Origin of the sequence: Pseudoalteromonas aurantia 208 (assembly GCF_014858725.1) — a bacterium.
In the GTDB taxonomy this organism is placed as follows: Bacteria; Pseudomonadota; Gammaproteobacteria; order Enterobacterales; family Alteromonadaceae; genus Pseudoalteromonas; species Pseudoalteromonas aurantia.
Genome location: NZ_AQGV01000009.1, coordinates 39684 through 61232 on the forward strand (window position 1 = coordinate 39684; position 21549 = coordinate 61232).

General features: G+C 40.4%; 17 protein-coding genes and 1 riboswitch. Of the genes, 8 read left to right on the forward strand and 9 right to left on the reverse strand.

What is annotated here, in order from left to right:
- The first annotated feature begins 1 nt into the window (after nt 1).
- From PAUR_RS00225 to PAUR_RS00240, 4 genes are all read left to right on the forward strand, one after another.
- Nucleotides 2–3103 carry an efflux RND transporter permease subunit gene (locus PAUR_RS00225; RefSeq protein ID WP_192505840.1) on the forward strand — a complete coding sequence of 1034 codons (3102 nt, stop codon included), beginning with the start codon at nt 2–4 and terminating at the stop codon, nt 3101–3103.
- On the forward strand, nt 3096–3626 hold the full coding sequence (msrA, locus tag PAUR_RS00230; RefSeq protein WP_192505841.1) for a peptide-methionine (S)-S-oxide reductase MsrA: 531 nt from the start codon (nt 3096–3098) through the stop codon (nt 3624–3626). Before PAUR_RS00225 ends, msrA begins: the two co-directional genes overlap by 8 nt.
- A 193-nt stretch (nt 3627–3819) precedes the next feature.
- A riboswitch (cobalamin riboswitch) is annotated at nt 3820–3989 on the forward strand.
- An 88-nt stretch (nt 3990–4077) separates the two neighbouring features.
- On the forward strand, nt 4078–6069 hold the full coding sequence (locus tag PAUR_RS00235) for a TonB-dependent receptor plug domain-containing protein (RefSeq protein ID WP_192505842.1): 1992 nt from the start codon (nt 4078–4080) through the stop codon (nt 6067–6069).
- Between the two features lie 3 nt (nt 6070–6072).
- Complete coding sequence (locus PAUR_RS00240) at nt 6073–7554, forward strand: cadherin repeat domain-containing protein (RefSeq protein ID WP_192505843.1); 1482 nt, start codon at nt 6073–6075, stop codon at nt 7552–7554.
- Between the two features lie 46 nt (nt 7555–7600).
- On the opposite strand, the gene PAUR_RS00245 is transcribed toward PAUR_RS00240, so the two are convergent.
- Entirely contained in the window at nt 7601–8083 is a 483-nt protein-coding gene (locus PAUR_RS00245; RefSeq protein ID WP_192505844.1) for a YajQ family cyclic di-GMP-binding protein, read from the reverse strand.
- Between the two features lie 138 nt (nt 8084–8221).
- On the opposite strand from PAUR_RS00245, the gene PAUR_RS00250 reads away from it, so the two are divergent.
- Both PAUR_RS00250 and PAUR_RS00255 read left to right on the forward strand, forming a co-directional pair.
- A complete protein-coding gene (locus PAUR_RS00250) occupies nt 8222–8572 on the forward strand; it encodes a VanZ family protein (RefSeq protein ID WP_192505845.1) in 351 nt (116 codons plus the stop codon).
- Nucleotides 8565–9470, forward strand: a complete 906-nt coding sequence (locus PAUR_RS00255) for a ketopantoate reductase family protein (protein ID WP_192505846.1) — start codon at nt 8565–8567, stop codon at nt 9468–9470. Before PAUR_RS00250 ends, PAUR_RS00255 begins: the two co-directional genes overlap by 8 nt.
- Before the next feature lie 48 nt (nt 9471–9518).
- Here the strand turns inward: PAUR_RS00255 and thiI are convergent, their stop codons facing one another.
- Both thiI and PAUR_RS00265 read right to left on the reverse strand, forming a co-directional pair.
- Nucleotides 9519–10979 carry a tRNA uracil 4-sulfurtransferase ThiI gene (gene thiI / locus PAUR_RS00260; RefSeq protein ID WP_192505847.1) on the reverse strand — a complete coding sequence of 487 codons (1461 nt, stop codon included), beginning with the start codon at nt 10977–10979 and terminating at the stop codon, nt 9519–9521.
- A gap of 106 nt (nt 10980–11085) precedes the next feature.
- Nucleotides 11086–11742, reverse strand: coding sequence for a TetR/AcrR family transcriptional regulator (locus PAUR_RS00265; protein WP_192505848.1), 657 nt, complete (start codon nt 11740–11742; stop codon nt 11086–11088).
- A gap of 188 nt (nt 11743–11930) precedes the next feature.
- On the opposite strand from PAUR_RS00265, the gene coaD reads away from it, so the two are divergent.
- A complete protein-coding gene (gene coaD / locus PAUR_RS00270) occupies nt 11931–12413 on the forward strand; it encodes a pantetheine-phosphate adenylyltransferase (protein ID WP_192505849.1) in 483 nt (160 codons plus the stop codon).
- Nucleotides 12410–13795, forward strand: coding sequence for a capsule assembly Wzi family protein (locus PAUR_RS00275; protein ID WP_192505850.1), 1386 nt, complete (start codon nt 12410–12412; stop codon nt 13793–13795). Before coaD ends, PAUR_RS00275 begins: the two co-directional genes overlap by 4 nt.
- 1570 nt (nt 13796–15365) lie before the next feature.
- On the opposite strand, the gene PAUR_RS00280 is transcribed toward PAUR_RS00275, so the two are convergent.
- The 6 genes from PAUR_RS00280 to argC all read right to left on the reverse strand — a co-directional run bounded on the left by PAUR_RS00280 (nt 15366) and on the right by argC (nt 21541).
- A complete protein-coding gene (locus PAUR_RS00280; RefSeq protein ID WP_192505851.1) occupies nt 15366–15524 on the reverse strand; it encodes a hypothetical protein in 159 nt (52 codons plus the stop codon).
- Between the two features lie 181 nt (nt 15525–15705).
- Entirely contained in the window at nt 15706–17571 is a 1866-nt protein-coding gene (gene argH, locus PAUR_RS00285; protein ID WP_192505852.1) for an argininosuccinate lyase, read from the reverse strand.
- Between the two features lie 34 nt (nt 17572–17605).
- Nucleotides 17606–18814, reverse strand: coding sequence for an argininosuccinate synthase (locus tag PAUR_RS00290; RefSeq protein ID WP_192505853.1), 1209 nt, complete (start codon nt 18812–18814; stop codon nt 17606–17608).
- A gap of 8 nt (nt 18815–18822) precedes the next feature.
- Nucleotides 18823–19743, reverse strand: a complete 921-nt coding sequence (locus PAUR_RS00295) for an ornithine carbamoyltransferase (protein ID WP_192505854.1) — start codon at nt 19741–19743, stop codon at nt 18823–18825.
- A gap of 11 nt (nt 19744–19754) precedes the next feature.
- The gene (gene argB / locus PAUR_RS00300; RefSeq protein WP_192505855.1) at nt 19755–20528 is read right to left on the reverse strand and encodes an acetylglutamate kinase; all 774 of its coding nucleotides are present in this window, start codon (nt 20526–20528) and stop codon (nt 19755–19757) included.
- Nucleotides 20525–21541, reverse strand: a complete 1017-nt coding sequence (gene argC, locus PAUR_RS00305) for an N-acetyl-gamma-glutamyl-phosphate reductase (protein ID WP_192505856.1) — start codon at nt 21539–21541, stop codon at nt 20525–20527. Before argC ends, argB begins: the two co-directional genes overlap by 4 nt.
- Between the last annotated feature and the right edge of the window lie 8 nt (nt 21542–21549).

The window sequence follows — 21549 nt, forward strand, 5'->3', positions numbered from 1 at the left end:
TGTGAAAATAACTGATACTGCAGTCAAAAGACCCGTATTCGCCATCGTTATTAATTTACTATTACTGACTTTTGGTCTTGTCGCATTTAGTATGCTGCCGCTACGAGAGTACCCTGATATTGAAACACCCATAGTAAGTGTAAGTACCAACTACACAGGTGCATCAAGTGAGGTCGTTGAAGCAAAGATAACGCAGGTTCTGGAAAACAGAATTTCCGGCATAGAAGGCATTAAAAGTATCAATTCATCTAGTCGGAATGGTCGTTCAAACATCACTATTGAGTTCGATATCGACCGAGATATAGATGCTGCCGCGAACGATGTAAGGGAACGAGTTTCACGTGCACTCGACAGACTTCCAGAACAAGTGAGACCGCCAGAGGTTTCCAAATCTAACTCAGATGAAAGCCCAATAGCATGGTTTGTACTAAATAGTGAAAGTATGGACACTTTGCAACTGTCGGATTATGCCCAACGCTTCATTGTGGATAGATTGGCTGTGGTTGATGGAGTGTCTAATGTCCGTATTGGTGGAGAGCGCCAATATGCGATGAAGATATGGTTAAACCGACAAGCAATGGCAGCGAGAGGAATCACTACAAATGATATTGAACAGGTGCTACGTCGTGAAAACGTCGAATTACCAGCAGGTGAAATAGAATCTCTAGATCGCGATTTCGCAGTCAGAATTGCCCGCAGTTATAAAAGCCAAAGTGACTTTAATAATTTAGTAATAAAGCGCGGAGAGCAAGGTTATTTAGTTCGTCTTAATGAAGTCGCTAACGTAATACTCGAAGCGGCAGACAACGAAAGTACTTTCAGGGGGAATGGAAAAAATATGATTGGGCTCGGCATTGTAAAGCAAGCCAAAGCCAATACACTTGACGTCGTAGACAACGCACGTCAAGAACTCGAGAAAATCAAGCGAAACCTACCCGAAGGAACAACGATTCAAGACAGTTACGACTCATCTATTTTCATTCGCGAGTCCATTACGGAGGTATACCGTACGCTTGCGATTGCGATGGCTTTGGTGGTCACCGTTATATTTTTATTTTTAGGCACGGTCCGAGCCACGCTTATTCCTGCGATTACAGTGCCTGTAGCACTTATTGCAACCTTTATGTTTTTACTGTCAATGGGCTACTCAATTAATTTACTGACCCTGCTCGCACTCGTATTAGCTATCGGACTAGTGGTAGACGATGCCATTGTTATGTTAGAAAATATTCATCGTCGTATTGAAATAGGGGAACCGCCATTACTTGCAGCCTACAGAGGCGCTAAAGAAGTCGGATTTGCGATTATAGCGACAACACTGGTTCTTATTTCAGTATTCGTTCCCTTGGTATTCATGGACGGTCGTATTGGCGCACTTTTTACTGAGTTTGCTATGGCGGTCAGCGCCGCGGTTTTGTTTTCAAGTATAACAGCTCTCACTCTGGCGCCGGCGCTCAGTTCAAAAATACTAAAACCTACTAGCAGTAATAATAGATTTAGCCAATGGATGGACGCTCAGTTCTCACGTTTAGAGCGAGGGTATCGTAACGTACTAACTGCTAACCTGAAACGCCGTTATAGCCTTATTTTTACTCTTATCTTAGCAGGCTTTACCAGCTTTACTTTATTTCAACAGATCCCATCGGAACTCACTCCCAAAGAAGATCGTGGTACCTTTTTTGTGATGATGAATGGCCCCGAAGGTGCAAGCTACGAGAACAATGAACTAAATATGGCTCAAATAGAACAACGCTTACTTCCTTATGTGGAGACGGGAGAATTAAGCAGAGTGCTTGTTAGGGTTCCAGGCTGGGGTGGCCAAGGCGGCGTTGCGATCATAGGCATGCCAGATTGGGATGAGCGAAAACGTTCAACATGGGAAGTGATGGGTGAGATAAGCACTAAAATGCGCGAAGTAACTGATATTAGAGCTTTTGCTATTATGCGACGAGGAATTGGTGGTGGTGGTCAATCTCGGCCTATTGAATTTGTGTTACAAGGTAATGACTATCAAGAACTAGCACAATGGCGAGATAAGATCATTAATCGAGCTCAAAAGAACAAAGGGCTCGTTCGACTCGACCATGACTACAAAGAAACTTTTCCACAATTTTTAATTCAAATAGATAAAACAAAAGCGGCTGATTTAGGTGTGTCTATCAGTGATATAGGTAATACGCTTGAAACAATGTTGGGGCAACGCAGAGTCACCACTTTTATCGATCGGGGTGAAGAGTATGATGTCATACTAAAAGGTACAAAAGCTGACTTTGGCGGTCCCAATGATATCGCAAATATTTTTGTCAAATCACGTACTGATGAACTGATCCCTCTTGACAGCTTGATCAGCATCAATGAAGCGGCCACCGCGTCACGTCTAAATAGATACAACAGAATGCGTGCTATAACGATCACGGCAAACTTAGCGAATGGCTATACGTTGGCTGAAGCTCTGGATTTCTTAAACACTGTTGCAGCTGAAGAGAATAATATTGATGGTGCAATAGACTACAAAGGTGAATCACAACTGTTCTATGAAGGTGAATCAGCCATGACTTATGTCTTTATCTTAGCGCTAACCGTGACTTTTTTAGTACTCGCGGCACAATTCGAAAGCTTTATTCACCCACTAGTAATTATGTTAACTGTGCCACTTGGCCTCGTTGGTGCGATGTACGGACTTTACCTAACCGATAGCTCGCTCAATATATATAGCCAAATTGGTATCGTCATGTTAATTGGTTTAAGTGCCAAAAACGGCATTCTGATTGTTGAATTTGCCAATCAACTGCGTGACAAAGGTATCGCATTTGAACAAGCCATCGTAACGGCATCGGTCCAGCGCTTAAGGCCTATCATTATGACTTCACTTACGACTGTAATGAGCGCAATTCCACTCGTTATGGCTGTTGGCCCCGGCTCTGAGAGTCGAATGGTGATTGGTGTCGTGGTTTTTGCTGGGGTGAGTATATCCACATTACTCACTTTATTTGTGATCCCTTGTGCGTATAACTTATTGTCTAAAAACACACAATCACCAGAGTTTTTAGCGCTACAATTAGAGCAACAGGCTACAGCTATAAAAAAGGTTGAACATGACTAGTATAAAGAAAGCCACATTTGGTGGCGGCTGCTTTTGGTGTATTGATGCTGCATTTCGTCGCGTTAGAGGAGTTACATCGGTTCGCTCAGGCTATACAGGTGGACACACACCAGAGCCAACTTATAAAGCTATTTGCCAAGGTGACAGCGGCCACGCAGAGGTAGTGGAAATGAGCTTTGACAGCGCCATAGTTAATTACGACACTTTACTGGCTATGTTCTTTACGTTACATGATCCAACCCAGTTAAATCGCCAAGGTAATGACATTGGTACACAATATAGAAGTGTGATTTATTATCACGATGAATATCAGCATCGCACAATCAGTGATACGATCACAAACATTCAGCAACAAATATCAGCACCTATTGTTACCGAAGTCAGCGAAGCACAAACATTCTACGCGGCAGAAGACTACCATCAAGACTATTTTAATGAGAACCCTAATCAGAGGTATTGCAGTATGTTAATTGCGCCAAAAATAGCAAAGTTTGAACAACGATTTGTGAATAACATAGATTAAAACCCCCGACTAATAAATGGGATGCCATAGAAAGCTTGCTTTCGAACATCCCAAAAAACATAACCAGTTGATTTTTAATAAACAAATATCATCCACCCTCTTTTTTCGCCATCAGATATAATTTAGAAATCGACATAACACAATTATCAAGACACCGTATAGACTTTGACATTTACCTATAAAGACCTCAGACTACGCGTCAAAATAGTGAGGTGCTTAATCCTCTTGTATCGGATAAAGATAATCGGGAAATTAGTGCCGTAACCACCTTGGTTAAATAGTCTAATACTGCCCCCGCAACGGTAATGGCTGAGCAAACATGTTCACCAAAGTCCGGAGACCGGCCTCACTATATAATCCAGTTTATAATATTGCGGTGGGCAATATGGGATATATCGTGATGCTTTGGCATGACTGTATCTCTCATTGTTCACCTATTAATGAGATACTTATGCAACTTTTTATGTTTTTTGTGTTCGCTTTATTGGTCATACCCACAGTATCAAGCAAAGAGGTCGTGCCCAGTGACAGCACCAACATAGAAATTTTAGAAGTTGAACATACAGGCAGCTATTCACCCTCTTATAAAATTTTCCAGCGTCATGAGTTTATTAATAGTGCTCAAACCTTGTCCGATATTCTAAGCTCTATAAATGGCATTCAAATACGCCAAATCAGTGGACTCGGTAACCCAGTTGCAATTTCTATCCGAGGTTCAAATAGTAAGCAAGTACAATTTTATATTGATGGGCAGCTCGTCAACGACAGTCAATTTGGTGGATTCGATTTAAATCAAATCCCAACAGAGCAAATTCAGAGCATAGAAATAAGTAAAAGCCAAGCGATTGGGACTGGGGCCACTCCCATTGGCGGTGTTGTAAGGATCAATACGTACAATCCAGATAGCTCACAAAAAAAGCTATCAGCCGTCGTCGGATCTTTTGGTCATACCGAACTAAATGCTACGGTCAATACGATTTTTGATCAGCATACTTTAACGCTCGGCGCACAAACGCTAAATACCGATAATAATTACAAATACTTAGTGCCTCAAACGTTTAACAACCCTTCTATTTCTGAAAAACAGTCATTGCTTAACAATGGCTACAGTAAAAATACACTCTATATCAATGATAATATAAAATTTGAAAACAACAGAGTTAGAATTCACGGGCAATATTCAGATCAAACAAAAGAGTTACCGAATTATAGAAATAACTCACCTGAAACCACATCCAATTTAGCTACTAAAACATGGCGTCTCGGCTATTTGCATACATTACATGATATACATGCTTATGTACCCAGCATTGAGCTGGATAGCTATTATCAAGATAAGAGTGAAATTTATTTAGACGCCCCCAACGGAGTTTCTGAGCAAAGTTATCATTATAACTCTGATAAAAAACATGTGAGCGTAAAGCCAACGGTTATCTGGGACAGTTATACATTTACACCTTTTATTACCCTCACCGACCACGCCTTTCAGTCCGAACAATTCATAAATGGTCAAGCAAATCCATGTAATGGCATCAGCGAATGCGATATCAAAGCGCAATTGCAGCAAACAAGCTACGGCACACGTATCGAGTGGCAAGGAAATACACTACCTATTAATATATATGGGTTGTACAACAAGCTACACAACAAATCGAGTAATGAACCTCTCAAAAATACAACAGCGCAAACGCTATATGCTAACGACCGGTTCAATACACATGAGTTAGGAGCTACCTATCAATGGCGCGAAGTTGTTGCTGAATTCGTTTTCTCTAAAGGTGTCAGAACCCCAACATTGTTTGAACTTTATGGTAATCGTGGTGCTTTTAAAGGTAACGCAAACTTATTACCTGAGCGCTCTAATACAAGGGCTGTCAACTTTGCATATAAGCGTAAAGCTCTGGTGCTTAATGCTTCTAGCTATATAAAAAAACAAGAGAACAGCATCGTCGCTATTTTTAATTCCAGCAATGTGGGAAGCTATACAAATGTCTCTGAAGCCACTTTAAAGGGCTTAGAGTTACAAACTAATTATAAATTTAATACTCAATGGCTGTTTGCTCTACAAGGCACATTCATTCACTCAAATACACACTCAATCTTCAGCGCTTTTGACGATAAAAAGTTGCCAGGTGTTTATCATAAACAATATAGCGCAGCGCTCACTTACCAAGTGAATAACCAGTGGAGTGTAAGCCTGAATCACAAAATAGACCGTGAGCTTTACTTTAATCGCAGTAATAAATTCCAAAGTGAAAAAAATCGAGGTAATGGCACGCCAGCCGATAGAGAGGTAACCGACCTGACATTCAACTGGTCACATAGCCAACATAATTTGAATTTGACGTTCAGTAACCTGTTTAATACTGAGTATCAAGATTTAGCCAATCGCCCCGCTCATGGGCGCAGTATCCAACTTAAATATTCTTTAAAGGGCATCTAAACCATGTTTCATACGCTAGCTAAAAAAAGCTTACCTTTGAGCCTTATTGCATCCGCTTTAGTACTTACAGGCTGTGGCTCAAGTGATAAAAATAATGCACCAACACTCACAGGTAATCAATCACCAACAGTCCTAGAAAACACCACTTTAGTTGGCTCATACACGGCAAATGACGTTGATGGAGATGCATTAATATTAAGCTTGAGCGGTGAATCAAGTGCACTATTTAACCTTGAACAATCAGGAGAACTGAGCTTTAAAGACGCACCTGATTTCGAAGTGGTTGGAGACACGACATTTAGTGTAACAATAACCGCAACAGAGCAAACTAATGATAAGCTCAATGCATCATTAACAATTTCTATTTCTCTTGATGATGTCAAAGATACACCTGATTTTGCAGTTGTCCAAACCGTTTCCCCCGACTTTTTGGGCTCAGAAGTGGTTTACATCGATCCTGTCCAACAAAGTGTTGAAACCGGCTTTTATATAAAAGATGCCTCAGACTATACGCTCAGCACATACAAATCAGATATATACCATATTGGTCGCTTTAATATTGATGAAATCACAAAATACAATCGTGCGGCACCTGACGTTGCGCTTTGGTCATATTCAACACAAGACAGTCAAGACTCGGTGAGTCGAAACCCGTACTCATTAGTCTCATTAAATGACAATAAAGCTTATCTTATCCGCTATGGTTCTGGAAAAGTGTGGATAGTAAACCCGCAAGCTACACAAGCTGAAGACTTCAAAATCGGGGAGCTAGATATTTCTCACTACGCGCATAATAATGCGAATAATACCCCAACCCCATCATCAGCTGCAATACTGGATGGTAAACTGTATATTGCCATGCAACGTATTGATGACAATTGGACGCCGGGTATTGCTTATGTTGCAGTATTTGACACCTCAACTGATACAGAAATAGAAACCAATGCATTAGCTGATGATGAATTTAAAGGCATCCCGCTTGTAGGGAGAAATCCATTAGAGAATAGTGTTGTCACTGCTAATGACAAAGTATATGTCACGTCTCGAAGTTCATATTCTGGGACTGATTTATCATTAAGTCGAATTGAAGAGATCACCCCTGAGGACTATTCAGTACGAAACATTATTGACGCACAAGCCATCCCAGAAAGCGAATCAGCCGTTATCAGAGCGAGTGTTATCGTATCTGAGGAAAAAGGTTACTTTTATAGTAATCAAACCTTTTTTAGTCCAGAGTACCATGTAAAATCAACCCTACATGAGTTTAACCCAACGACAGGCGCAGTGATTGCGAGTAACATTGCCAACACTGGCGATGATGCAATAGTACAGCTAGCTTTGGATTCAGCAAACTTTTTATGGATGGGGATCAACAACCCAACAACACCTGGTGTTGATATTATCAATACTGCAGATAATACCCCTGAGGGTACACGCTTACTAACTGAACTGACTCCGTCAACGATTCGCTTTGTGGAAAAGTAACAGTTCTAATAAAAAGCCTGCAAATGCAGGCTTTTTTATAGAAAAATCAATCTCGGAAATTTTTAAATTGAAATGGTTGACCTAGCTCCCCGCTGCGCACAACCTGCATTGCTTCTTGTAAATCATCTCGCTTTTTACCCGTTACACGCACTTCTTCACCTTGAATAGAGGCTTGCACTTTAATTTTTGCATCTTTAATTACTTTGACCACTTTTTTAGCCATCTCCTTGTCAATGCCCTGCTTCAAAGCCACTTTACGAGATACATATTTCCCAGAACGCTCAATATCTTTGAGTTCTAAACTTGCGACATCGAGACCACGCTTTGATGCCTTACTGGCTAATATATCGAATAACTGCATCACTTGTGGATCCGCTTCCGCTTTTAACGTGATCGTTTCATTAGCAAGTTCAATGGAAGCATCTACACCACGAAAATCATAACGGGTTTCAAGCTCACGTTTGGCATTGTCTACTGCATTTTGTGCTTCTGTAATTTCAATTTCTGACACGATGTCAAATGATGGCATAATAATTCTCCTAATAGATATCCATCAATTATATCAATCTAAAATTAAGTTTGGACAGCTTTTTATATTCACCCAACAGCCAGTTTTCAATGATATACTGACCGCACTCTTTAACACACCAACAATCTAGGATGTTTTGTGACCAGACGTATTTATCAAATTGTTTTGCTTATCACCTTGGCCATTTGTACCGTATTGTTTGCGAGAGAAATCCAGCATTCGGGCATACAGATAGAACACCTTGATAAAATTGCTCACTTCGGCATATTTTTCATACTCGCTTTTATTATGCAGCATGCTTTTAAATGGCCTATGTGGTTACAAATTACTTTATTAGCAAGTTATGGAGTTGGCATTGAATTAATGCAAGGCATGCTACCCCATCGTCAAGCATCTTTTGCAGATTTTATCGCCGATGTACTTGGGGCTGTCAGCTATTACGCAAGCTATACTTTATGGCGTACTTGGTGCGGTAAGAAATATGGCTAATATACACATTCTGGGGGCCGGTGCTATTGGCTTATCCCTTGCTAATGCTTTTAGTCGCGCTCACCATACGACTTTGCTAGTAAGGCGCGAATACGCGACCCCATTTACTTTTTATCACGATCAAAAAAGCCATGTTCTCCCTGTTGAGCACATCAACATTTATTCACCAACACAACGCTCCCTCGTTATTAGTAACTGCTTTATTTGTGTCAAAGCATATCAATTAGCGCACGCTTTTTATTCAATATTCCCGTACTTAACAGAACAAGCAAATGTATTTATTAGCCACAATGGCATGACTAACCTCAATGAATTTAAACAACACCTAAGGCCAAAACAAGCACTTTTCTTTTTTAGTACGTCAATGGGAGGATTAAAAATAAATGATACGACGGTACAGGCAACAGGAGTCGGAGAAACCTATTTAGGTGTATCAAATGCAACAGCCTCAGAACGACTATCATACTGCTTTAGTGAATTTTTTTCTTCGCTCTTACCTCATAGCAGGATCCACCCTGATATTGAGCAACTAAGGTGGCAAAAGCTACTGGTGAATATCGCCATAAACCCTTTATCTGCAATCCACCAAATAAAAAACGGTCAACTACGCCAACCAAAATACGCCAGTACCATTTTACAATTATTGAATGAAGCATGTGCAGTCGCACAAGCAGAAAAAATAGATATAGGCCTTAATGAGGCACTGACCAGCGCGTATCAAGTAATGACTCGTACCCAAAGCAATTCGTCATCTATGGCGCAAGACGTACTGAATAATCGAAAAACTGAAATAGAGGCTATTTGTGGATATATAGTACAAAAGGGAGAGTACCACGGCATTGATACCCCTTTTAACCGTAAAAAGCTCAATCAGTTATTGGCTTCTCACAATCGATGAAAAAAAGCTGAGTATGCGTAACTCAGCTTTATCATAAGTGCACTCCCCCTATTCAGGCTTGTACACTTTTACGTTCATAAACCCATTCTCATGCAAGATAAGTGCTTGCAACTGACTCATTACGCCTTTTTTACAGTACAGATAATATTCTTTATCTTGAGGTAAATCCGCAAACTTGGTACTTAAACGGAAAAATGGTAGGTGTACAACTTCCACATTATCAACTTCAAGAGGCGATGCATCTTCCTCATCGGGCGCACGAATATCTAAGATCACGCCATTTTCGGGTAGCTGACTTACACTCTCAGCTTCTTTCACTTCTTCTTTTGCTTCAGCTTCTATCTCTCTGATATCTTTCACGGTGGCATTTTTAATGACTGTGTCTAAAACATCAAAATCGAACTTAGCTTCCTCAGCAATTATTGTCTCAAGCTTAGCTTTCACTGTGGGCTTTTTCGAGATAACACCACAATATTCAGGCATTGCTTCAGCCATTTCAATGGTACCTATATCTCTTGCTATATTGATAATCTCGGCTTTATCATGCTGAATAAGTGGGCGAATAATCAGCGTCTCCGTCACTCTATCAATGACATTCAAATTCGCAAGGGTTTGACTCGATACCTGCCCAATGCTTTCGCCAGTCACTAAAGCAGGAATATTTAATCGTTCTGCGACTTGGCTACCCGCACGCATCATCATACGTTTGAGTACCACTCCCATTTGACCGTTTTCAACATTTTCAAGGATTTCAGCAACAACAGGTTCAAAATCAACAGTAATAAATTTAACCTTATGTGTGGAACTGAAACGATTCCACAAGTAATGACTTACCTGTTTTACACCGATTTCGTGAGCTGCTCCCCCAAGATTGAAGAACAAGAAGTGCGTACGAGCGCCCTTTCTCATCATTTGATAAGTCGCCACACCTGAATCAAAACCACCGGAAATAAGTGAGAGTACATCTTCTTGGGTTGGCAATGGAAATCCTGCAATGCCGTAATGCGTATGCGTGACGATATAAGCTAATTCACCTTTAATTTCTATTTTCACAGTCACTTCGGGTTTGCTAAGCTTTACCTTTGCACCTGATACATTTTGATTTAAGCCACCGCCAACATAACGTTCAACATCAGAGGACGTAAACGCATGCTCCCCTTTTCGTTTAACTCGAACGCAAAAAGTTTTATTTTCAATACTGTGTCCGGCAAGCTCTAATGTACGTTGATAAATATCATCAAGAGTATCAAAGGATGTCTCCTGTACTTCAATAAACTGTACAATGCCAGGTACTCGTTTTAAGTTATCGATAAATAACGCGTGAATTGTTTCATCAGTACTTTGACTCTCAACTGAAATATTGTCCCAGTTATTTTTTACTCTGACATTTTCATCAAAACGACGCAAAATAATTTTGATATTTCTTTCAAGCACTTGTGTAAAGCGCTTACGAACAGATTTGCTCTTGATTGCGATCTCAGGATGCAGTTTGACGATAAGTTTAAGCATAGAAATAACTCTTTAGACTGGGCGAATGCGCGCCGGGACAACTGGCGCGCGATTATAGCAAATTTCTACACGACTAGGAAATAACCACTTGGCTAAAATGACCTAATTACGCAATACTCGGTAATGATTCATCAGCCAATTGCTGATAATGCGCTTGTAATAAACCTATTTTTTGTGTACTTAGGTCAGTACAATAAGGCTTAAATAACATCAAAACTTTAACTATCCCATTGTAAATATCTTGCTGCTCTAACACCCCTGTTAAACGACGCGCTTTCACATAAGGCGTCCAAAAACTCACTGTCATTTTCAACATATGTGCGACTTCAACAGCATCCTCATCGCTAATATCAATCACTTTGCTGGTTCTTAAGCCAATCACCACTGATCGAACTTGTTCAAACAAGTCTGCTTGAAAAGAAATGTACTCCTTTTTCAACACTTCATCCCTCGCTAAAATATCGGTTAAGTTGTCATAGAAAAAATGATAACGCCACATCAGTTCAAACAATGAATCTAAGTACTTAGTTAGTTGTTCTAGCGGTTCAAACTCCGTATTCAAAGGTTTAAAATGAGTACTTAAATGCTCTCGATATAATGTAAAAATATTACGGATAATGTCTTCTTTGTTTTTAAAGTGGTAATACAAGTTCCCCGGACTTATTCCCAAATTAGAAGCTATGTGGTTGGTGGTTATTGCTCGTTCTCCATGTAAATTAAACAAAGCAATACTGGTACGAATAATTTTTTCCTTGGTATTCATATCCTGTTCTCTCTAACACGCAATTTTTATAATGTAAGTAATATATAACCAGCTAAGTATAGCTAATTAGAATAACTGAAAATAGCATTAATCAGTTTTAGATATAAGCAAAAATGCATCTAAGCAGACCAGTGAAATATAAGCAGAACACTGGTATTATGACGCAAACTCATCGAACTCATTGATTTATGAAAGTAACTGCCCTATACCCAGGAACATTTGATCCATTAACAAATGGTCACTCTGATCTCATTAAACGAGCAGCTAAAATGTTTGACGTCGTGTTGTTGGCCATAGCCTACAATCCAAACAAAAAACCCTGTTTTACGCTCGATGAACGTGTGGCGCTGGCCGAACAGGTACTTAGTGAATATAAAAATGTGCAAGTCATTGGGTTTTCTGGTTTACTCGTCGACTTGGCACTGCAGCACAATGCCAGTGTACTTATCAGAGGTATTAGAGCGGTATCTGATTTCGACTATGAATTTCAATTAGCAAATATGAATAGACGATTGAACCCCGATTTAGAAAGTGTTTTTCTAACTCCTTCAGAACGAAACTCCTTTATCTCCTCTACTTTAGTTAAAGAAGTTGCGTTACATGGTGGAGATGTAAGTGAATTTGTCGACCCTATCGTCGCTCATGCATTAAAGGAAAAACTACACGGATGAAACATTTACCGTTAACACTCGCAGTCTGTTTATTAACCAGTACACATACCATAGCAAGCCCTTGGATCACATCGGACGAAAGCGCGCTCAAGCACTCACTCGACTTACTCGCAAGCCATGGTGTAATCAATCGACCAATTAATCAATACCCACTTTTATGGCAAGGTATTGTACAAGATCTCTCCCGCGTTGATGAAAGCACACTTAGCCCACAAGCGCATTTTGCCTTACAGCATGTTAAACATGCTTTGCAACAAGCAAAGCGAGCACAACACTCAAGCATTAAGGCGTATTTTGATGACGATCCTTCGCTGAATAATGGCTTCGGTTCACGACAAGCAGCTCAGTCAGGTATAAATACATATAGCATCATCACTGGCACTAACGTCAGCGCTAAAATACAAGTGAATTATGCTGACAAAGCAATTGATGAGAAAAAGATTAATCACTATGGTAGTCACTTAGCAATATTATATGGAAATTGGTCCCTCAGCGCGGAGCGTTTGAATTATTGGTGGGGTCCAGCCAATGACAATGCGATGATGTTGTCGAACAATGCCGCCCCAATGAAAGCAGTACGACTCAGCAGAGCCAACAGTGATTATGATGGCCCTCGTTTTCTATCATTTATCGGCCCTTGGCAAGTCACAGCGATTGCGGCTAAGCAAAAACCTCTTTTATCGCAAAAACACACTGGAGACTTTTGGGGAATAAGACTATCAACTACGCCAATTAGTGGTTTAGAGCTGGCTTTTAGTAGTACAAGTAGTGACTTTATTTTCTCTGGCCCAAGTAATTTAAAGGATACAGATAAAACAACAACGCAACGCCGACTGACCAGTTTTGATTTTAAATATTCAACCCTCATTGCCAATCGAGCATTGTCTTTTTATGGTGAAGTGATGGGCGATAACGATAAAGGTCTCGCGCCAAAAAATAGTATGCATACTTTTGGTGCCGAAACATTTTTTAGTAACGCCCACTATCGTGCCAAAGCCTATATTGAATATAGCGATAGTACAACTGACTGCAAGGCACAGCAAGCAAGCTTTCAATGCAACTTTGCTGAACCTTCACAAGGCTCCGATTACAAAAAGCGTGATCAGTGGCTAGGCGCAGCAATTGGGCCTCAAGCTAAAAGCATTACCCTTGCTGCAGATTACTATCAAATGTCTGGCATCGGTGCTTATGCCAAATTAAAACACATCGAATTTGAACATATCAAAACCAAGCGCACTTTATTGGAAGTAGGCTATCAACACGACTTGCTCGGAGGACTAGGTAAAATAAGTACTTCTGTTTGGCAGGATAAAGATGAAAATAAAAATGGGAATGATGATGTGAACAGTGCAGTAAAATTAAGTTGGGAGTTCCAGTTTTAATCTGAAGAGCATAAAAGTATGTATAGGTAAGTTTCATCAAGCTGGTCTTATACTACTTTTATATGCTCACTATGTCACCTCATGCCAGAGAGTAGATGTTTAGCACGCATATTAAGTATCAATGATACTCGAAAAAAGTAAAACCATGGATACACCTAATAATAGTACGGGCATAGTTAGCCGTGAATGATTCAAAACATAGTTATCTTCTCATTAAGCCCGCCCCGAAACACAAGCCTCTTACTAGATTTAATAAAGCAGTTATTTAACATATACAGCACTGATAAAAAATCGCACCCGGCTTTTAAATTTATATTACCAAGAAATCTCTATGTATAATTAAAGAGAGCACTACTATTAAGTCTAGTAAACTAATAGACTTGATATATAGATTAGCCAGCCACACGGGATAATAAAAAATCTCCTCTGCCACACTTACCATGTGTAAGAGCAAGAAAAGCAACCCAATCGATGCGACACATAAGATAAAGTAAAATCTTGATATTCTCCATTTTTTAGAATTAATTTCATAAATTTATAAATTAACTAAAAAATCCATTATGCAATACAAAAAACCAAGTACCCTAATAAGGATCAATAAAAAATCAGTGAATGATACTAAAAGTTGTTATTATAGGAACGAAATTGCAGAAAGCTCACAAACGCAGATTCAAGCGGGTAATGCTTTTCATCAGCTTTAAAAGCACTTAGCTCAAACATTCGCGCAAAATTCAGCAGTGTAGTGATTAAAACCATCCATAACATCAAGTTATTTATCAAATCACTCAACAATGGCAAGAAATTAATTGATGAACTAAACAACTCTAACTTATACGGTGGCTCTATTAAGGCTGTGGATATTAAAACTTTTCTTTGAAAGGGTAAGATCAGACCAACTGTAGCTAGAAAAGTAGTTATATATTATGACAATGATAATTCCCGGTTAAATCATGGAATTTCAATTACACAAAAAACCTAAAATACAAAGTATTCAATTTAAAAAGAGCATAAATATAAAAATTTATTACCTATATATTAGCTAAGAAGAAAACCTTTTCTTTATTGCAAAAAAACCAAGTAAATCCCGATTTAAAATAAGAACTGAAATCATTAAGATATCAACAGAATTCACTAAAATAGTATATAAGTGCCAAAACCACCAAGAATCTTTATTTTCAAAGAAATGGAGATCAATGAACATTATAAAGAATAATATTGAATTTATTGACAAACCTAAAAACACGTAAAAAGATGCTGTACAGAACTCTATTTTTCTTAGTTTATGAATTAAGTAAATAAGAAGTATAACGAGTAAATCATATGCTATCCATTCTAGATAAACCCAATAGCTAAAACTTAACTTTACTAAATGATTACTTATAAAATAAGAAGTCGCCATAACAGCTGAGGTAATCAGCAGAGAGAGTTGTCTATTAATTCCAGATACATAAAAGAAAAGGTTAAGTAGAAAACTCAACCCCATTCCAATAACGATAATAGTATCAAAGTGTAAAGATAACTCCGATAATGCATTACTCAGCTGGACTATAATATGTACTCTCCCAAACCTCTAATCTTTAGACTTAGGCCTCGCGCCACCGCCTCGAGCCCCAGAAACAGAGCCTAGAATTGACTTACTTATTATGACCTTACCAGAAAGCTCTCTATTCTTACTAGCACTTTTCGCTGGTTTGCTTTTTTTTGCTAACATTTCAATTGATATAAACATAATTTCCCTCAGTTCCAATATTAACTCTTTGACACTTCATGCCCGAAGTGTCAAAAAGCCATGACCATTGAAATTAGGCAAATACCAAGCCACAATGTTAAAAAAATTAACAACAAAACCAAGAGCAGCAACACAATCCCAAAAAACAAAACAAAAAACTATTGAGTATCGATTAAGAAGCCTACGCAACATACCTACACGATATAAATTTACTGGATTTATTGGTTAACATAAACTCCATTGCAACTTCATCACAATTGTCCTTTCTTAAACACAACTCACAATCCTTCATGACTTTTTCAGGTAAACTTTCTTTAGTGCAATCAATAAACCCTTGCTTTGTAAAAAAACCAGGCACCCTTGTTAACACAATGATGCGATGTAGCGCCAATTTTTTAGCTTTAGACAATAAATAGTCAACTAATTGCTGCCCCTGACCTTTGACTTCAACGCTTGGGTTAATACCTAATGAGCGAATTTCGGCCAAACCAGTATCATAAATATACAATGAAGCACATCCTGTTACATTTCCATCCACTTCTGTCACTGCAAATTCATTGATTGAATGTACCATGTCACTTTTGGCGCGCGGTAGGTTCTCTCCGACCTTAGCCCAGTATTGCACAAGCCCAGCAATTGCTTCTACATCATTTAACGTCGCATCTCTTACCGTAATTTGCCGTTTTTTTTTCGCAGTTTTAATCGCATCACTTACTTGCGGCAAAGATGTGCCGCCTATCGCTTGCCGTGCGGCAATACATGCGTCAATTTCTAATACCGGATAAACATCTTCCTCAATGGCATCACAAACAGCTTTAAACTCCTCAATCGGAAGCTGTTCGAGGTTTTTCTGCTTCGCAATTGCTACTTGAACTAGCTCACCAACAATATGATGCCCTTCTCTAAATGGGATCCCTTTGGCCACTAAATAATCAGCAAGTTCAGTGGCATTGGCGTGCCCCCCTCGCGCCGCTAATAATGTGCGTTCAGAGTTGACTTTCAGCCCGTTTAAACACGCTTGCGCCATATGAATACAGGCTAACCAAGTTGGCATTGCATCAAACAACCCTTCTTTATCCTCTTGCATGTCTTTGTTATATGCAAGTGGCAGCGCCTTTAGAGTCATCATCATGGCACTAAAAGCACCAAATACTCGCCCAGTTTTACCTCTTATTAACTCTAAGGCATCAGGGTTTTTCTTCTGAGGCATCAGTGATGAACCTGAGGTAACACTGTCGCTGAGTTCGATAAATCCAGCTTCTCCTGAATTGTAAAAAATTAAATCCTCAGCGAAGCGCGATAAATGAATCATTGAAATACTGGCACAGCTCAGTAATTCTACGACGAAATCTCTATCTGAGACTGAATCTAAGCTATTTCTTGATGCTTCAGTAAAACCGAGTGTAGACGCCAGAGCTTGCCGATCTATGGGGTAAGCTGTGCCAGCCAAGGCTCCACAACCAAGAGGGCACACATTCAAGCGTGCAATTGCATCATTGAGCCGTGACTCATCACGTTCCAGCATCTCGACATAAGCCATACACCAGTGACTAAATAGTACTGGTTGTGCACGTTGTAAATGCGTATAGCCAGGCAGGATAGTACCAAGCTCACGTTCCGCAACCGCTATAAAGGCAGCTTTCAAGCTACCAATCGCGGTCAATATTTGCTCCGCGCTTTGACGACTCCACAACCTGAAGTCTGTTGCAACTTGATCATTTCGACTGCGCCCAGTATGAAGCTTCTTCGCCAAGTCACCCACTTTGCCGATAAGCTTAGCCTCAACGTAAGAATGAATATCTTCAAACCCTGATGTGGCAACTGCAGTCGGGTTTTCCTCAACCTCAGATTGTAGCTGCTGTAACGCGTTGACCAACTCTTGATGCTCATTACCAGTTAAAACATCAACTTGCTGTAATGCGCCTGCCCATGCAATTGAACCAATTATGTCCTGCTCTGCCATTTGATAATCAAATGGCAATGAGTCATTAAATTGCTTAAATGCAGCGTCAGGGCCTGATGAAAACCGGCCACCCCATAATGCCATGTCTATTCTCCAAACTCAGTACAATTAAATCTGACTATTTTGCTTTACTATTCAATGTTGCTATTCTGCTTGATAATGAAAACAAGCGAATAAAACCTTCAGCATGAGACTGGTCATACACATCGTCATCCCCAAATGTTGCAAAATCTTCACTATATAAGCTATTCACCGATTGCTTTTGTACCGCATGAACCTGACCTTTATACAGCTTAAGCACAACTTCGCCCGTCGCCAGATCTGATAACGCTTCTGCGCCAGCTAAAATGGACACTTTTAATGGTGTAAACCAACGACCGTCATAGACCAAATGCGCAAACTCATTACCTAATGTTTCTTTCCATTTTCGACTAGATTTATCAAGTACCAGTTCATCTATCGCTTGTAATGCAGCCATCATGACTGTGCCACCTGGTGTTTCATAGCATCCTCGTGATTTCATACCAACTAAGCGATTCTCAACAATATCTATTCGGCCTACGCCATGCGGTGCAGCCAAGTTATTTAATTGAACTAAGCAATTATACGGGCTATAACGTTCACCATTTACGGCAACCACTTGTCCTTTCTCTACAGAGACCGATATGTACTCAGGCTGATCAGGGGCCTCTTCGGGAGAATTAGTCATGGTCCAAACTTGTTCACTCGGTTGGTTCCACGGGTCTTCAAGTTCACCTCCTTCATGTGAAATATGCCATGCATTTGCATCTCGACTATAAATTTTTGTCGCAGATGCGGCACACGGAATATCACGCTGCGCTAAGTAGTCCAATAAAGACTCACGACTGGTCAGGTCCCACTCTCGCCAAGGTGCAATTACATCAAGATCTGGTGCTAAAGCCGCAAAGCATGCTTCAAAACGTACTTGATCATTACCTTTGCCAGTACAACCATGGGATAACGCATCTGCGCCAACTTTACGTGCTACCTCAACCTGAGCTTTTGCAATAATAGGTCGAGCCATAGAGGTACCTAACAAGTAAGTGCCTTCATAAATTGCACCTGTTTTTAAGGTCGGGTAAATGTACTCACTGACCATTTCTTCTTTTAGGTCAACAATGTGGCATTCAGATGCACCTGATGCTATGGCTTTCTCTTCAACACCCGTTAGTTCATCAGCGCCTTGCCCTACATCAGCCACAAATGCGACAACTTCACAGTCGTACGTTTCTTTTAACCAAGGTACGATTGCCGATGTATCTAGACCACCTGAATATGCCAATACTACTTTCTTAAATTTACTCATGATCTTCCTTACAGATAATTTGGGTTTAACAACGAGACCAATAATGCATTTTGCGCATGCATCCGGTTTTCAGCTTGTTGAATAATTTTTGAATGGGTGCCATCCATCACTTGTGACGTAATTTCATACTCTCGGTGCGCGGGTTGGCAGTGCAATACACAGCTGGCACCGGTTTGATCTAATAAAGTTTGATTAACTTGATAAGGCATAAATGTCTGTTTTACATGCTCAAGTGGTGTATTGTCGCCCATCGACACCCACGTATCGGCATACAGAACATTTGAACCAGCGGCTGCTTCGACCCTGTCGCTAATCAAAACAGACGCCCCATTAACAGCCGCAATTTGCTCTGCTTGTTTTACTATCTGCGCATCGGGAGAGTGCCCTTTGGGGCACACCACAACGAAATCTGTTCCAAGGGTGGCCGCCAGCAACATCAACGAATGTGTTACATTATTGCCAGCTCCTATAAATGCCAACTTAAGTTTACTGACATCTCCATAAACCTCTTGCAAGGTTAAAAAGTCTGCCAATGCCTGACATGGGTGATACAGGTCACATAAACTATTTACAATGGGAATGCTCGAATTTTCTGACAACGTCGTCAATGTGCTGTGATGATTCACTCGCGCGACCAAACAATCTGCCCAAGTGGCAATATTCAACGCAAAATCACGCACAGACTCTCGACTGCCCATCGCGCCATTTTGTTGATCTAAGTAAACAGCATGTCCTCCGAGTTTATTAATGCCAATATCAAAAGATAATCGCGTTCTTAAACTTGGCTTCTCAAATAGTGTTACGACTGATTTCCCTGCCAGTGCCTGACTATATTCCTGAGGTTGTTGTTTAATATTTAGCGCTAAATTAAGTAATTGTAAGGCTTGGTTTTTATTTAATTCCAATCCTGTTAAAAAATCTGTCATCATCGTATTTATTCCTAAGGTGTAACTTGTGTTCCAGCATGTTTTCCGCCAACCAAAAACGAGAGGTTTTCTGGCTTTTGCCAACTTGAAATGTACACTCCTCGTCGTAAACATTGGGCTGCGCGAAGGCTGGTCTTTACTTTGACCTCCATTCCACCCACGATGACTCCTGTTTCAATAAGCATGTTAATCCCCTCTGCATTCAGATGCCGAATAGGCTGCTTATTTTTATCTAATACGGCTTCTACATCAGTCATAAAAACGAGTTCAGCACCAAGTGCACTTGCGATAGCTTCCGCAGCTTCGTCTGCATTCACATTATATAACTGCCCATCAGGACCGATACCAATTGAACTTACAACCGGTAAACGGCCCATTGCCAACAACTCTGGGAGCACACCTGCTTTCCCAACTTGGCACTGGCCAACTTGGGCTAAGGCTTTTAACTTTTGCGTGACTGTTATGCCTGCTTCATACAAGCTACAACCGAAAGGTTGCAAATTTGCGACAATAGCTTGTGCCATCAGCTGCTTATTTGCGCACCCAGACAACGCACCAATTATATATGGCATTTGCTCTTTTGGACTGATCCGTAACCCTTGATGCTTTGCCGTTGCAAATCCAGCATCACTTAACCACCTATCAACTAATGCCCCCCCTCCATGGACCAATATGAATTGGTTGCTTGGGTGACATGTTGCAATTTTAGCCATTTCTTTAAACAACTCTGTCGCTGCATCATCTTGATTTAAAACTGCACCACCCACTTTAATTACCCAGGTCTTCATACGTTATTTTCCTTTAAACCGAGGTAACTAGGCTGTTCATTGACAATATTCATGCACTGAATTGCTTGTCCCGCAGCCCCCTTTAGTAAGTTATCGATGGCAACCACCACGATAAGCTGCTCACCTTGTTGCTGCCACCCAATGTCTACGTAAGGTTGTTTAACTACCCCTTTAACTGAAGGCAAAACACTACCTTTTAAACGAATTAAAGGCTCATCAGCAAGCACTTGATACGCTTGTTCAACATGCGCGGCACTCGTATTAGGCTTTAACTTGATATAAATAGTTTCTAAAATGCCTCGCGCAAAGTTGCCCAAATGTGGCGTAAATAAAACAGGGTGTTCAAGGTATTGGGATATTTCAGGGGTATGACGGTGATTAAACAACCCATATGGCGCAAGTGAAACTTCACAAAAATGCGTCGCCATATTGGCTTTTCTACCCGCCCCAGTAACACCCGACACCGCATTGATAATGACGGGCTCATCCGAAAGTAAGTTGGCATCTTTCAAGGGCTTCAGTGCATTAAGAGCTGCAGTAGGGTAACACCCAGCTACCGCGATCAATTGAGCCTTTTTAATCTCCGGTGCATACCACTCAGCTAAGCCATATTGCGCTTTTTCCAGCCAATCTGGGGATGGGTGCTCAAATCCATAATAGTTATCATAATCATCACTGTTTGCTAACCGGTAACCACCAGACAAGTCAAACACCTTTTTTCCTAGCGCTAAAAACTTAGGTGCTAACTCAACGCTCACTTTATGATCTGTGCACAAACACACATAATCAGCTTGGTCAGAAATAACGTTCAATGCCTGCTCAGTTAGCGGTAATAAAAAAGTGTCGAGCAAACCTGTATGTTCTGGATACAACTCACTCAATAACTTGTTTTTATCCAAGCTTTGCTCTGACACATAACAACCCTTCAGGGAGAAGTGGGGGTGTTTGGCTATTAAACTGGCAAGCTCTGCGCCGCTATATCCACTGGCGCCAATAATCACTACATTCTTCATCTTTTGTA

Coding starts and splice junctions, on each gene's coding strand:
- msrA (WP_192505841.1), top strand. CDS start 3,096: ATGACTAGTATAAAGAAAGCCACATTTGGTGGCGGCTGCTTTTGGTGT.
- PAUR_RS00255 (WP_192505846.1), top strand. CDS start 8,565: ATGGCTAATATACACATTCTGGGGGCCGGTGCTATTGGCTTATCCCTT.
- PAUR_RS00280 (WP_192505851.1), bottom strand. CDS start 15,524: ATGTTTATATCAATTGAAATGTTAGCAAAAAAAAGCAAACCAGCGAAA.
- argH (WP_192505852.1), bottom strand. CDS start 17,571: ATGGCATTATGGGGTGGCCGGTTTTCATCAGGCCCTGACGCTGCATTT.
- coaD (WP_192505849.1), top strand. CDS start 11,931: ATGAAAGTAACTGCCCTATACCCAGGAACATTTGATCCATTAACAAAT.
- PAUR_RS00290 (WP_192505853.1), bottom strand. CDS start 18,814: ATGAGTAAATTTAAGAAAGTAGTATTGGCATATTCAGGTGGTCTAGAT.
- PAUR_RS00295 (WP_192505854.1), bottom strand. CDS start 19,743: ATGATGACAGATTTTTTAACAGGATTGGAATTAAATAAAAACCAAGCC.
- thiI (WP_192505847.1), bottom strand. CDS start 10,979: ATGCTTAAACTTATCGTCAAACTGCATCCTGAGATCGCAATCAAGAGC.
- PAUR_RS00240 (WP_192505843.1), top strand. CDS start 6,073: ATGTTTCATACGCTAGCTAAAAAAAGCTTACCTTTGAGCCTTATTGCA.
- PAUR_RS00275 (WP_192505850.1), top strand. CDS start 12,410: ATGAAACATTTACCGTTAACACTCGCAGTCTGTTTATTAACCAGTACA.
- PAUR_RS00265 (WP_192505848.1), bottom strand. CDS start 11,742: ATGAATACCAAGGAAAAAATTATTCGTACCAGTATTGCTTTGTTTAAT.
- PAUR_RS00245 (WP_192505844.1), bottom strand. CDS start 8,083: ATGCCATCATTTGACATCGTGTCAGAAATTGAAATTACAGAAGCACAA.
- argB (WP_192505855.1), bottom strand. CDS start 20,528: ATGAAGACCTGGGTAATTAAAGTGGGTGGTGCAGTTTTAAATCAAGAT.
- PAUR_RS00235 (WP_192505842.1), top strand. CDS start 4,078: ATGCAACTTTTTATGTTTTTTGTGTTCGCTTTATTGGTCATACCCACA.
- argC (WP_192505856.1), bottom strand. CDS start 21,541: ATGAAGAATGTAGTGATTATTGGCGCCAGTGGATATAGCGGCGCAGAG.